The sequence below is a fragment of the Nitrospira sp. BLG_2 genome, assembly GCF_049222245.1.
On sequence record NZ_JBLYIG010000232.1, the window covers coordinates 1 to 13,506 of the forward strand.

The 13,506-nt window shown below is 52.9% G+C and carries 13 protein-coding genes; all 13 read left to right on the top strand.

The window, feature by feature from the left end; genetic code table 11:
* On the top strand, positions 1 to 345 hold a 345-nt coding region (locus ACOSYY_RS06475; RefSeq protein WP_421661449.1), incomplete at its 5' end, for a hypothetical protein.
* Between the two features lie 122 nt (positions 346 to 467).
* The gene (locus ACOSYY_RS06480; protein ID WP_421661450.1) at positions 468 to 2,027 is read left to right on the top strand and encodes a B12-binding domain-containing radical SAM protein; all 1,560 of its coding nucleotides are present in this window, start codon (positions 468 to 470) and stop codon (positions 2,025 to 2,027) included.
* 48 nt (positions 2,028 to 2,075) lie between these two features.
* Entirely contained in the window at positions 2,076 to 3,077 is a 1,002-nt protein-coding gene (locus ACOSYY_RS06485; protein WP_421661451.1) for a GHMP family kinase ATP-binding protein, read from the top strand.
* A gap of 7 nt (positions 3,078 to 3,084) precedes the next feature.
* On the top strand, positions 3,085 to 4,056 hold the full coding sequence (locus ACOSYY_RS06490) for a GDP-L-fucose synthase family protein (RefSeq protein ID WP_421661452.1): 972 nt from the start codon (positions 3,085 to 3,087) through the stop codon (positions 4,054 to 4,056).
* 51 nt (positions 4,057 to 4,107) lie between these two features.
* A complete protein-coding gene (locus tag ACOSYY_RS06495) occupies positions 4,108 to 4,707 on the top strand; it encodes a thiamine pyrophosphate-dependent enzyme (protein ID WP_421661453.1) in 600 nt (199 codons plus the stop codon).
* 10 nt (positions 4,708 to 4,717) lie between these two features.
* The gene (locus ACOSYY_RS06500) at positions 4,718 to 5,254 is read left to right on the top strand and encodes a hypothetical protein (protein WP_421661454.1); all 537 of its coding nucleotides are present in this window, start codon (positions 4,718 to 4,720) and stop codon (positions 5,252 to 5,254) included.
* A gap of 63 nt (positions 5,255 to 5,317) precedes the next feature.
* Positions 5,318 to 6,487 (top strand): DegT/DnrJ/EryC1/StrS family aminotransferase, encoded by a 1,170-nt coding sequence (locus ACOSYY_RS06505; protein ID WP_421661455.1) that lies wholly within the window; start codon positions 5,318 to 5,320, stop codon positions 6,485 to 6,487.
* Between the two features lie 7 nt (positions 6,488 to 6,494).
* A complete protein-coding gene (locus ACOSYY_RS06510; protein ID WP_421661456.1) occupies positions 6,495 to 7,220 on the top strand; it encodes a nucleotidyltransferase family protein in 726 nt (241 codons plus the stop codon).
* Between the two features lie 21 nt (positions 7,221 to 7,241).
* Entirely contained in the window at positions 7,242 to 8,180 is a 939-nt protein-coding gene (locus tag ACOSYY_RS06515) for an NAD-dependent epimerase/dehydratase family protein (protein ID WP_421661457.1), read from the top strand.
* A gap of 118 nt (positions 8,181 to 8,298) precedes the next feature.
* On the top strand, positions 8,299 to 9,051 hold the full coding sequence (locus tag ACOSYY_RS06520; RefSeq protein ID WP_421661458.1) for an ABC transporter permease: 753 nt from the start codon (positions 8,299 to 8,301) through the stop codon (positions 9,049 to 9,051).
* A gap of 40 nt (positions 9,052 to 9,091) precedes the next feature.
* Positions 9,092 to 10,417: an ABC transporter ATP-binding protein gene (locus ACOSYY_RS06525; protein WP_421661459.1), complete on the top strand. Its 1,326-nt coding sequence runs from the start codon at positions 9,092 to 9,094 to the stop codon at positions 10,415 to 10,417.
* Between the two features lie 70 nt (positions 10,418 to 10,487).
* On the top strand, positions 10,488 to 11,963 hold the full coding sequence (locus ACOSYY_RS06530) for a sulfotransferase family protein (RefSeq protein ID WP_421661460.1): 1,476 nt from the start codon (positions 10,488 to 10,490) through the stop codon (positions 11,961 to 11,963).
* Positions 11,960 to 13,506, top strand: a 1,547-nt coding sequence (locus ACOSYY_RS06535; protein WP_421661461.1) for a hypothetical protein, incomplete at its 3' end; no start/stop codon positions are given. The genes ACOSYY_RS06530 and ACOSYY_RS06535, both read left to right, overlap by 4 nt.

The following is a 13,506-nucleotide window of genomic DNA, read 5'->3' on the forward strand; positions in this document are numbered from 1 at the left end:
ATGTACAAGTTTTTTACCCATGGCTATTGTCCCTATTTTATTCCGGTGGTCGCCAATTTTGGCCGTCGGCACCATGATCAGCGCAGTCAACGCTTGAGAACTGTGGAGAAACCCGGACAAATCGCGTATCTTAAGGCTGTGAAGGAGTACGGTAAGGGCGTCCTCAGGGGAAGTGTGGTCCATCGTTTTCGTGATGGTAAGTCGCAGGTAATCGGAGAAATTCAGCCGCATGAACTTCTCCCGCTGAGAAAGAATATGTGGCGACATTGGTTGTGTCGCTCGCGTGTGCTCCGAGTCGCTCCGTATGCGCTGGCAGTCAAACTCAGAGAACGAATGTTCAGCTGAGAGGGGCTGTCGTCATCCCCGCCTCGTGCCTCTCCGTATTTGTGCAGTGACATCTGCCTGGCATAATGGCCAATCATCCTGGTGAAGAATTTGCGAGCGCAAGTCGAGGAGCGAGAACGTTCGTGATAGCCACACCGCGCATGCCTTCCAAAAGACTTGATGTGCTTTTCGTTAATGCCGATTCGTCCTTACAGGCCTATCAAGGATTGGCGAAGACTTACTCGGCAATTGAGCCCCCGACATGGGCCCTGTTGCTCGCGCAGTCATGCCGAGCGAAGGACTTCGGCGTGGCGATTCTGGATTGTGACGCGGAGAAATTGTCCCTGTCCGAGGCGGTCAACCGTATTCAGGGCGCGAATCCCCGGTTGGTTGTGTTCGTGGTGTACGGACAAAACCCAAATTCAGGAACCACCGGAATGATCGGTGCCAGCGCGCTTGCAAAAGAGCTCAAGCAACACTATCCGACTCTCCCCATCTGTTTCGTGGGATCTCATACCAGCGCATTGCCCATGGACGTCTTGCAGCTTCCGTTTGTCGATTTTGTACTGCTGAATGAGGGTGTATATGCCTTGCACAATCTTCTGCTGACCGATCTCCGTTCCAATTTGGGGGCTGTGAAGGGGATCGGATATAAGGTCGGCAATTCGAGAGAAAATCATCGAGCCGTCTTGAACGAACCGCAAGGCATCGTCCCGCAGGCTCGGATGGACATCGATATGCCGGGCTATGCATGGGATCTCTTGCCATATCGATCACGTCCGTTGGATATGTATCGAGCACATTTTTGGCATGCCGAGTTCGATCATGAGAAGCGTACACCGTTCGCGGCGATCTACACGTCTCTGGGGTGCACATTTGCCTGTGATTTTTGCATGATCAACATCGTCAATCGCGTGGACAACGGAAGCGGGATCGATGCGTCCCATTCTCGCGGAATGCGGTTTTGGAGTTCGAAGTTGATCGCGGGTGAGCTTGAAAAGCTTGCGAAGATGGGAGTGGAGACGATCCGTATCAGCGACGAAATGTTCTTCTTGAATCGGAAGTACTATGAACCTCTCTTGGGAGACCTCATCGAACGCGACATGCGCTTGCGGATGTGGGCGTACGCCAGAGTCGATACGGTGCGACATGAATATATCGACTTGTTTCGGCGAGCCGGCATCAACTGGTTGGCGCTCGGGATCGAAGCCGGAAACCAAACGGTGCGGCAAGAGGTGTCCAAGGGGTCGTTTCAAGAAGTCAACATTCGAGCAGTCTGCGACAAGGTGCGGGCCGCCGGGATGAATATCATCAGTAACTACATTTTCGGGTTTCCCGACGATACGGTGGAGACGATGGGAGAGACGTTGAATTTAGCGCTTGAACTGAATACCGAAATGGCCAATATGTACCCCTGTCAGGCCTTGCCGGGAAGTCCGATGTCCCACATGGCCAAAGGACAAGGATGGAAACTGCCGGACAGCTATAGCGGGTATGCCTTCCTGTCGTACGATAGTCAGCCGCTTCCGACGAAGCATGTGACAGCGGCGGAGGTGCTGAAGTTCCGGGATGAGGCGTGGCAGAAGTACTTTTCAAATCCCGCGTACCTGAAATTGGTTGAAACCAAGTTTGGAGAGAAAGAACGGGCAAACGTCGAAGCCATGGCTCAGGTGAGGTTGCGTCGGAAGTTGCTCGGTGATTGATGACGGTCCGATGCCGATGAGCCGGCTCTCGAGGAGGAGGCGTGGGACATGATTATCACACGAACACCGTTCCGCATTTCATTTTTCGGCGGCGGCACCGATTATCCGGCCTGGTATCAGGAGCATGGCGGGGTCGTCTTGTCCACCTCGATCGATAAATATTGCCACATCAGCTGCCGGTACCTCCCGCCTTTCTTCGAGCACAAGCATCGCATCGTCTACTCGCTCATCGAGAATGTTCGCTCCGTGGAAGAAATCAAACATCCCGCAGTCCGCGCGGTTCTCGGCTGGGCAGGGTGCGATGACCGGGGGTTGGAAATTCATCACGACGGCGACTTGCCGGCGCGGTCGGGCCTCGGATCCAGTTCGTCTTTCACGGTGGGATTGATCTATGCCATTGCCGCGTTGCGCGGGAAATATATCTCAAAGGACGAATTGGCCGCCCAAGCCATCCATATGGAACAGCAGATCATCAAGGAGAATGTCGGCTCGCAAGATCAGATCTCAGCCTCCTTCGGAGGGTTCAACCGGATCGACTTCAAGAGGAACGATTCCTTCGAAGTGTCGCCCATCATTCTGACCAAGAACCGGCTGCAAGAGTTTGAGTCCCATCTGATGCTGTGCTTCACAGGTTTTTCGAGGATTGCGTCGGAGGTCGCCAAATCAAAGATCGAGAACTTCAAGAGTCGGAGGGCCGAGTTGAATCGTATGAAGGAGATGGTGGATGAAGCCATTCAGATCCTTCAGAACCCCAAGACGCCTATCGAGGAGGTCGGCAGATTGCTCCACCAAAGCTGGCTGTGCAAGCGCAGTCTGTCCGACAAGGTTTCTACACCGGAGATCGACTATTTGTATGAGGAAGCCATGAGAGTGGGCGCCGTCGGAGGCAAGATTCTCGGAGCCGGCGGCGGGGGATTTTTGTTGTTGTTCGTAAAGCCGGAATTGCAATCAAAGGTCCAGGATCGGCTGAAGCATCTGGTGCATGTGCCGTTTCGATTTGAGAACTCGGGCAGTCGCGTCGTGTTGTATCAGCCTTACGGGCTCTCTTGATCCTCATATGAAGCACGATGCCGTTACGTATGTCGCAGGCCATGCCGGTCTCATCGGCTCGGCGGTCTTACGTCGGTTGGAGCGGGATGGCTATCGGACTCCGATCACCAGACGGCGCAGTGAATTGGATCTTCAGAACAGCAAACAGGTGTCCGAGTTCTTCGAGGAGGTTCATCCGGAGTATGTGATCCTCGCTGCCGGACGAGTCGGCGGCATCATGGAAAACCAGACCTTTCCGGCCGATTTTATGGATGAGAATGTCGCCATTCAGCTTAATGTACTGAAGGCAGCACGTAAGGCCGGCGTGCGAAGACTGATTCTATTCGGCTCTTCCTGCATGTATCCCAAGGAATGTTCTCAACCGATGGCCGAAGATGCACTCTTGTCGGGCAAACCCGAGCCGACGAGTTTGCCGTATGCGATTTCCAAGCTTGTGGGAACGTATCAGTGTCTGGCGTATAACAAACAAGACCACGATACCCGCTTCATTCCAGTGATTCCGAATAGCGCCTATGGACCGCACGACAATTATGACCCTAAATCGGCACACGTCTTGTCCGCCCTTATGGCGCGTTTTCATCAGGCCAAAGTGAGCGGCGCCGAATCGGTCGTCTTATGGGGAAGCGGCTCGCCGAGACGGGAGTTCGTCCATGCGGACGACATCGCCGATGCCTGTGTGCATCTCTTAAGGCAAGACGAGGTTGCTGTCGAGGTTCCCATCAACATTGGAGTGGGTCAGGATGTATCAATTAAAGAGCTGGCAGAATTGATAGCAGGCATCGTCGGATATCGGGGAGGGCTCACATGGGATCGGACAAAGCCCGACGGTGCTCCTCGGAAACTGCTTGACAGCGCGCGGATTCAATCGCTTGGATGGAGACCGAAAGTCACGCTCGCCGAAGGAATTGCCGACACCTACCGGTGGTATGTGGACCATGTCGGCAAAGAGACCTCACAGGTGTGTGAAGCCCGAGCATAGCTGATCGGACGTTCACGCGATGGTCTCGTGTGGCAGATAGAGGATGAGAAGATGACGAAAGAAGAGCTGATTGCCTTTGAAGAAGAGATTGCGGAGTTGTTCAACACGGGCAAGATTCGTGCGCCCATTCATCTCTATTATGGAAATGAAGAGGCGATTATCCGCGTGTTTCGCAACATTCGACCTCAAGATTGGGTGTTCTGCTCGTGGCGGTCTCATTATCAGTGCTTGCTGAAGGGAGTGCCGAAGGATCGTGTCCGAGATGAGATTTTAGCCGGACGATCGATCTCTCTCTGCTTCCCCGAGCAGCGTGTCTTCTCCTCTGCCATTGTCGGGGGTGTATTGCCCATCGCCGTCGGCGCGGCGATGTCGATCCAACGGCGTGGGGAAGATGCCAAGGTCTATTGCTTCATGGGTGACATGACGGCGGAAACGGGTATCGCGCATGAGGCGATCAAATATAGCCGAAACCATCGTTTGCCGATCCATTTCGTTATTGAGGACAACGCGAAATCGGTTTGTACCGATACCAGAGAGGCTTGGAATCAGCCTCGCCTGAGTTTTGAAGACACCGCCGACGAGTACATCAGCTACTACCGCTATGAAACGAAGTATCCGCATGCCGGCGCCGGCGTGCGGGTCCAGTTTTAACAGGTGAGACATGAAATATTTTGACGAGCTGAAACGGTCCATGAATTTCTTGGCGAAGGACTCGCGGACGGTCTTTCTCGGGCAAGCCGTGTCCGTCGCCGGGACGGCAATGAGCAATACGCTCAAGGAGGTGCCGTCTCATCGGTTGATCGAGCTCCCGGTTGCCGAAGAGATGCAGATGGGGATGACGACCGGCTTTGCGCTTACAGGACTCGTCCCCGTGAGTATTTTCCCGCGATGGAACTTCCTGCTTCTGGGAATCAATCAACTGGTCAATCACTTGGACAAAATTCAAATGATGTCCAACGGCGGGTACAAGACGAAGGCCATTATCCGGACGGGCATCGGCTCTCAGCGTCCGCTCCATCCGCAGCATCAGCATGTGGGTGATTTTACGGAGGCGATCCGCATGATGTGCGGCACGATCGAAGTTATTCGACTGGAAGAACCGAAGGACGTGTTCCCCGCCTACGAGTGGGCGCTGCTGCGTGACGACGGACGCAGTACGATCATCGTCGAATACGGAGACTATTACAACGAGAAATAGCGGCTGTGTGTGTAGAACGGTACTATCTGTGTCGGTTGACCCCATGAGAGCACATAGGCGGGTATGAAATTCCCATTGATGCGCAACAATATCCTTCGTGAAGATCTCGATGCGGTGATTGAGCATCTCAAACAGGAAGATCCAATTCTGACGCACGGTTCGAATGTGCGGGCCTTTGAGGCGGAATGGTCTGCCTGGTTGGGAGTGAAGCACAGTGTCTTCGTCAATTCTGGTGCGTCGGCGAATCTCTTGACGATGGCCGTCTTGAAGATCCGTTACCCCGAGGGCGGTGAGGTCATCGTTCCGCCGTTGGCCTGGGTATCCGATATCGCGTCGGTGCTGCAAAATGGATTCAAGCCGGTCTTCGTAGATATCGTTCCACGGACCTTGGGAATGAATCCGGATAAGATTTGTGCTGCGATCACGGAACGGACCCGTGCGGTATTCCTGACACACGTCCAAGGTTTCAATGGACTGGAGGACCGACTGTTGAGTGAATTGCACCAGCGGCGCATTTGTCTGATCGAAGACGTCTGTGAATCCCATGGGGCCACCCATAATGGCCGGAAGTTGGGAAGTTTTGGATGGATATCGAATTTCTCCTTCTACTACGCGCACCATATGAGCACGATCGAGGGAGGGATGATTTGCACGAATGATCAGGAAGTGTACCAACAAGCGCGCATGTTGCGCTCTCATGGTATGGTCCGAGAGGCCAACGATCCGGCCGTACAAGCCGCTTACCGGTCCGCGAATCCCGAATTGAATCCTGATTTCATCTTCGCGTTTCCGGCCTATAACACAAGGAATACGGAGATCGGCGGCATTCTGGGCCGCAGTCAACTGAGACGTCTGGATCGTAACGTGAAGCGACGGACGGACAATCTGATGCGGTTTCTCACACAGCTTGATTCCAATAAGTACCGCACCGATTTTAGGATCGAAGGGTCGAGCAATTATGCGTTCAATCTGATTCTCAAACGGCCGGACAACGCGCTGGTCGAGCGCCTCATGAACGTGATGCGCGAGTCCGGGATCGAGTTTCGACGGGGGAGCGCGGGAGGAGGCAATCAGATTCGCCAGCCGTATTTACAAGGCATTGTTCCGAAAAATCACCACCTGCTCTTTCCGGAAACCGAGCATGTTCACTTCTACGGTTTCTACATCGGCAACTATCCGGATCTGCGCGATGAGGAGATTGACGAGTTGTGCAAGGTTTTAAACTCCGTGTGAAAGTATCATGTCCTCGGCCGTGATCCTTGCCGGCGGGCTCGGGACCAGATTGCGCAGCGCTGTGCCCGATCTGCCAAAGCCCATGGCTCCGATCAACGGACGCCCCTTTCTTGAATACCAACTCGATTATTGGATCAGCCAAGGGGTCAGACGATTTGTGTTGTCCGTGGGGTATCGATATGAAGTCATCGTGCAGCATTTTGGGATTCGATACAAAGGGGCGGAGATCGAGTATGCCGTAGAGGAACGCCCCTTGGGAACCGGAGGAGGGTTTTTGGCTGCCGTCGAGAAAGTGGGCCGTCGAGAGCCGTTTTTGCTTTTAAATGGAGATACCTACTTCGGGGTGGACTGGAACGTATTGAATGCCTATGCCCTGAAACATGATGCTGATTGGTGCTTTTCTCTATTCAGGACGACCGAGAACAGTCGGTACATGGGCATCGAGGTGTCGCCTGAGGGACGGATCACGTCACTGAAGTCCGGTGTCGAGCAGGGCTCCCGCCTTGCCAACGGGGGAGTCTATTGGGTGCATCCACGAGTATTGTCGAAGGCTCCAGGTGTGGGTGAAAAGGTGTCTTTGGAGGACGACCTGTTCCCTAACGCCTTTGCCGCCGGCCGCAGGCTGTTTGGCATCGAATTCAAAGGGACGTTTATCGATATCGGGGTGCCCGAGGATTATCATCGGGCTTCGATTCTGTTGACAGGGATGGCCCACAGGGGCACTGTTCATTAATCAGCAAAAGAAGGTATGTCGATGAGTTACAACATTCTCGTTACCGGTGGTGCCGGCTATCTGGGCTCTACCATGGTTCCGGATCTTCTTCAGTTGGGGCACAAGATTACGGTGCTGGATAGCTTCATGTACAAGCAAGCCAGCCTCAACCATGTGTGCCATCACCCCAACTTTTCGGTACTGAAAGGCGATATCCGCATTGAAAGCGTGATGGCTCCCTTAATAAAGAAGGCCGATGTCGTGATTCCATTGGCCGCGCTGGTGGGGGCGCCGATGTGCAGCCAAGACCCGGTGGGCGCGACGACCGTTAACCATGATGCCATTATGCTCATGCTGAAATTGCTGTCGAAGCAACAGATGGTTTTGATGCCGACCACGAACAGCGCATATGGGACCGGGGATAAGAATAACTTCTGCACCGAAGAATCGCCGCTCAATCCGATTTCCATCTATGCGAAGGAGAAGGTGGCCATCGAGAAGGAGCTGATGCAGCGAGAGAACGCGATCAGTTTCCGCCTGGCCACGGTGTTTGGGATGTCGCCCCGCATGCGGATCGATTTGCTGGTCAATGATTTTACCTATCGAGCCGTTTATGATCGCTTCGTGGTCTTGTTTGAAAGTTCCTTCAAACGCAATTACGTGCATGTGCGCGACGTCTCACGCGTGTTCCAGCATGCCATTAAAAATTTCGACAAGATGAAAAGTCAGATCTACAACGTCGGTTTGTCCGATGCCAATGTGTCAAAGAGAGAGCTCTGCGAACATATCCAGAAACAGATTCCCGACTTCGTATTCCTCGATGCCCCGGTGGGCAAGGATCCGGATCAACGAAACTATATCGTCTCCAACGCCAAAATCGAAGGCACCGGCTTCAAGCCGATGCACTCGCTCGATGCGGGAATCGGCGACTTGATCAAAGGATATACGATGATCAAGAACACGCGCTACGGAAACGTGTAAGGGCAAATGTGAAGATGTAGTCGCACCACCGCCTCAATAAAATAGGAAAGCACTTCTTTTCAGACGGCAGGTGATACCGATCCTTCAGCTGATTCGCAATCTCCATCGTCATCAACCCATGATTCTCGCTCTGGCGGTTCGGGAATTACAGAGCAGGTACGTGGGCACGTTCGGCGGCATTCTATGGACCTTCGCGCACCCGCTCGCGGTGATTACCGTCTTCTATTTTGTCTTTGCAGTCGGGTTCAGATCTCAGGGGCCGGACGGAGCCCCGTTCCTGCTCTGGTTTGTGTGCGGATTGGTGCCGTGGCTCTTTTTCAATGAAACGCTGCTGGCGGCGACCGACTCGATTACCCGTCATGCTCATTTGATCAAGAAGACAGTCTTCCCGTCCGAGATCCTTCCAGTGGTCAATATTATGGCCGGATTGGTCCCTCATTCGATTTTCCTGCTCATAGTGACCGGTTTGCTGGCATGGTACCAAGTGCCGTTCGCTGCCGATCGATTGATGGTCGTCTATTTCCTCCTTTGCGCCTGTGTCTTGCTCCTCGGGCTCGGTTGGTTACTCTCCGCGATACAGGTGTTCTATCGCGATGTTTCCCATGCGTTGTCCATTGTTCTGAATCTGTTGTTCTGGACGACACCGATCGTCTGGTCATCGGATATGATACCCGAAGAGTATCGCGGGCTGTTGTTCTTCAATCCGATGTATTACATCATCGAAGGGTATCGCGGCCTGTTGGTCTTCAATGAAATCGTGTGGCCGAGCGCGGCACATACAGCCTATTTTTGGTGTGTCGTGACCGCAACGTTTCTGGCCGGTGCCTATGTGTTCGGTCGGCTGAAGCCGGAATTTGCCGACGTCATGTAATCTTCCCATGCGGCCTCTTCCCGTCATAATTGTTCGAAACGTGTCCAAGAAATTTCGACTCTTCGCCTCTCCGAAAGAGCGTCTCTTGGAGGCGCTTCACCCGTTTCGGAAGCGGTATCACCATGAGTTCTGGGCGTTGCGCGATGTGTCTTTTGAGGTCAAGCGGGGTGAGAGCATCGGCATTCTGGGGAGAAACGGGTCGGGAAAATCCACGCTGTTACAAATCATATGTGCGGTGATGCAGGCGACGAGCGGAGAAGTTCAGGTTAATGGGCGAGTTTCCGCTTTGCTCGAACTGGGAGCCGGATTCAACCCTGAATTTACGGGACGGGACAATATCATCTTGAACGGCGCGATCATGGGATTTTCTCGGAAAGAGATGCTGCGGCGGCTACCGGAGATCGAAGCCTTCGCCGATATCGGAGAGTTTTTCGATCAACCGGTCAAAACGTACTCATCCGGGATGTTTGCACGAGTTGCTTTTGCCAGCGCGATTCATGTGGACCCAGACGTCCTGGTCGTGGATGAAATCCTTGGCGTAGGGGATGCAAAATTCCAGGAAAAGTGTTACAGCCGCATCCGTGCGATGCGCAACAAGGGGACCTGTATCCTTTTCGTCAGCCACAGTACCGAAGCGATCCAACGCAATTGCAACACAGCGCTTCTGCTCGACAGCGGAAAGATTGTTGCCCGTGATTCCGTGGACGCTGTGATTGCAGCCTATCACGACCTTCTCTATGGATCAGGCCTCACCGGCGAATGTGAGACCACAGTGATGCCGACGGAACAGAAAATAGCCGTCTGTAGCAATGAGTCGAACCAAATCAGTAAAATCGAATTCCAGGAATTCTTAGAGGGGGGAAGTAACGGTCCCGTCTACAAGAAGTTTCAGTATTATAATTCACATGAACGGCGTTTGGGTAACCGAGAGGCAGAGATCGTAGATTTCCTTGTTACCATTGACGGATACGCGGATTTCAACGTTCTATCAGGCAATGAAGAGATAAAGATTTACCTTAAGGTGCGATTCACAAGAGAAATTGGTCGACCTGAGCTCGGCTGGGCCATCGTTAGCCCCGAAGGAATAGTCATAACCGGATCAAACACTGCAATGAGCGAGATTCCTCTACCGGAAGCACGGCCTGGCGAAACGTGGGTATATGCAGTCTCAATGCAGCCTGCTCTTTGCGGAGGAGATTATTTCATCAACTTCGGCATTGGCGAGATAATCAATGGGACGTGGACGTTCTTGGACAATAGGAGGGCCGCAGCTCACCTTTCGGTAGCGCACCGGGGCAAGTCAACGGGATTTTTTGATCTTTCGTTCAAATGTGAGGTTATTTCCAGCCCGAAGCATCATGAGTAATCCTTCGATTAATCCTCGATTTCTAGTAGTGGGCCCTCCTCGAGGGGGATTCACCTTACTACTGTCAGTGTTGTCGATCCTCTATCGTGACCGCGGCAATGTCAAGCCGCGCGCCCAGCAAATTGCCGATCCGTATATCGCCATTGCTGGAGAATATCTAGATGCCGCCATAAGAGACTGGTTTTGCAGGCAGGTCGGTGAAGAGAGACTTTTCTTCAATAAGGAATTCTCGATCCTCGTAGGCGGTCCGAAATGGATTTGCACCGAAGATGAAGATACTGTCTGCGTTCGCAAGTACCTCGGCATCAAAGGGGCGGGTGATTTCACGTTCTTACTGTATTTGCCGCGATGGGTGCTGGCTTTCGACGAAATTATTCATTCGCACAGCCATCCGGCGCGCTGGCTGACAATGTCCGACTATTCGGAATTCAGGAAGTTTACGTCGATCCGCAACCCAATCGATATTATCCATTCCTCCGTTTTCTCCATCAACGCGCTGGCTAGTGAATACATCCAGCGCGAGCTGAATCTGGACGAGCACCAGATTCGACGCGAACTTGCGTTGAACAAACTCACCAACCCGGAGTTTATTTCCGGGCTGATCGTCTTCCTCAAGAAATACTTGGACGAATTTGTCTCCGTGTCTGACCGATTTGATTATGTGATGCGTTGGGAGGATCTCATCCAATATCCTGGTGAGGAAATTCAACGCATTGCACAGGCAACCGGTGAGCCCGTCAGCGCTGAATATGCTACACGAGTCTGGAGCGAGTTGGATCATCGCAACTTGACCCGCTATCACAGACATAGTTTTCGTCGTGGTTTGCTTTACGATTGGCAGTTCAATATTACCAATACGCACCTCAAACTATTTGAGGATGCCGGCTTTGGAGAGTATCTGCAACGATTTGGCTATGATCCGATTACCTATTTTAAAGAGAGCGACTATACCCCTGACCAGGTGCTCATTGAGGAGCACATCCGTAGGGGGCAGCCGTATGTAGAAAATCTGGACGACGATTTGATAGCTTTCGCATTCAACAAGACGAACTTCACGCCGTCACCTCGTTTTAAATTCAAGCACTATCCTCGCCAAGGTGCAATTGAGATCGAGCGGTCTACCGTGCGGGACGATGCTCTCGAGGCGGGATTCATGGCGCGTATGGCACCTATTTCGGAAACCGTCTTTAGTTATCTTCAGGAGCTGCGGCAGGTCGCTGAAGAGGCTGCGGCAGGTAATGACAGGTCGCTTGGGGATTTGCGTGAGCGCTACAGCAAGATTTTTTCCGAAGGGTTGGGCGATCGTTCTGAGTCCATGTTTTCCGCATTGACGCATTCTGATGCAACATCGGCTCTTCCCCGACTCGTTGGGAGCGTCGCTGGATACAACATCGTGCGTCTGGGCGCACACCATTATTCTGTCCCTCAATCGCTGGGTCCCATGGATTTGGGGCGGCTCGACAAATCTACACTGCCGTCGACGATTGTGGTCACGCGCACATATGAGGAAGCGCTTCAAGCTATTGGAAGGATGGCCGAGACGTGAACCGGTACTTGGAGTTTTTCGAACCTGACGCCGGGGTTGCGATTGAGAAATCGCTCGAACGAGCCTTCGAATTAGGCGCCCGCAAAGCCATAGTAATTGGGCCGAATCCTTGCGGTATGGAATTGGCCAATGCCTTGCGAAAAACCGGAATATCATGGATTGAAGGGCAGTTCGCGACATTCCGGAAGCCGGACATCGCGGATGCAGACGTTGTCCTTGTCACTGGCGGCAACGGCACAGATGTTTCACGGGTGCTCCATGACTGCATCGACAGGAACATCGCGGTCATTGCTCCGGTGACGGAGCATCACTGCAGTAAACGCACGGTATTCCTGCTTTCCATCCCGAAGGCTGGAACCCATATGGTGATTCGCCTTCTCGATCTGATGGCGTTGAGTCGATCGCCCGAACGAGCACCACAGCCTGGCACGTGGTCTACTCCAGTCGGCTATCATTATCACGCTCCCTGCAGAGATTTGATGCTCGGCGATTGGTTCGATCCCATGGGACGCCAATTATTGTTCCGATCGCCGGCGATTTTTGTGTATCGTAATCCGCTCGATATTATTGTGTCCGAGTTGGATTGGTTTGTGAGGCCCGAGCACACGTTCTCTGGATATCTCAATTGCTTTGCAAACCAGTCCGGACAATTGGAACGGCTGATAGCGGATCACACCGTTATGGGGACCATCCGCGAGCGTATCAATAGATATGCCGGTTGGATGAATTTCACCAATGTGATCCCGGTAAGCTATGAAGAACTGGTGGGGAAACGCGGTGGCGGAAGCGACACTGAGCAGCAGAACGCGATATGGGCCATGCAGCTGAAACTGCATGTTTCTGGAAGCCCGCGAGACTATGGTTCAAAACTTTACGACCAAACCAGCGCCACTTTTTCTAAGGGCCGAATTGGTCGTCACATGGAATGTTTCGAAGAGCGTCATTTCGCCCTGTTTGATGCCTTACCACAGGATTTTATGCAAGCTCTCGGCTACTCTCGTGGCTCGCTATTTTCTTCGAAAACAAGTGCATTACGGCAGCGTCCTCTGTTGGTAAAAGAGCTGCCCTCGAATGTCCTCCATACTCCGCGATTGGTGCGGGAAGGCCTGTTGGGCTGGAATATCGTTGAGATTGCGGGAAAGTATTTTCCGGTTCGGCAAGGTGTGGACGTCATGACTGCGGAGAATGCCAAACTCTTTTCGGATGGACAGAAGGGGTTCACGTGGTTGCGCGACGCCGTGGATGCTGTGATCCATGGCGATGCAGTAACCGCTCATGCAGCGGCACGACTGAAAGCCTCCGGAACAGAATTGGTCGTCGAAGGCTATTGCGGATTTAATATTGTTCGTCACAACGGCAATTGGTATGGTTTCGATCAAGTACTAGGCCCGACTGATATCGGAACACTCGGAGATGCAGCGATACAAGATATGAAGCGGAATGGGACATGTGTGTCCGGATCCAGCGCGGCCGACGTCAAGATGGAAATCCTGCACTTGGCAATGGGTCAACTGGGCCAACGGGTCACAGATGAGACGAATAT

What these genes read in the sequence shown, in the direction of transcription:
- ACOSYY_RS06520 (WP_421661458.1), top strand. Translation starts at nt 8,299, where the DNA reads ATGATTCTCGCTCTGGCGGTTCGGGAATTACAGAGCAGGTACGTGGGC.
- ACOSYY_RS06490 (WP_421661452.1), top strand. Translation starts at nt 3,085, where the DNA reads ATGAAGCACGATGCCGTTACGTATGTCGCAGGCCATGCCGGTCTCATC.
- ACOSYY_RS06485 (WP_421661451.1), top strand. Translation starts at nt 2,076, where the DNA reads ATGATTATCACACGAACACCGTTCCGCATTTCATTTTTCGGCGGCGGC.
- ACOSYY_RS06495 (WP_421661453.1), top strand. Translation starts at nt 4,108, where the DNA reads ATGACGAAAGAAGAGCTGATTGCCTTTGAAGAAGAGATTGCGGAGTTG.
- ACOSYY_RS06500 (WP_421661454.1), top strand. Translation starts at nt 4,718, where the DNA reads ATGAAATATTTTGACGAGCTGAAACGGTCCATGAATTTCTTGGCGAAG.
- ACOSYY_RS06515 (WP_421661457.1), top strand. Translation starts at nt 7,242, where the DNA reads ATGAGTTACAACATTCTCGTTACCGGTGGTGCCGGCTATCTGGGCTCT.
- ACOSYY_RS06505 (WP_421661455.1), top strand. Translation starts at nt 5,318, where the DNA reads ATGAAATTCCCATTGATGCGCAACAATATCCTTCGTGAAGATCTCGAT.
- ACOSYY_RS06510 (WP_421661456.1), top strand. Translation starts at nt 6,495, where the DNA reads ATGTCCTCGGCCGTGATCCTTGCCGGCGGGCTCGGGACCAGATTGCGC.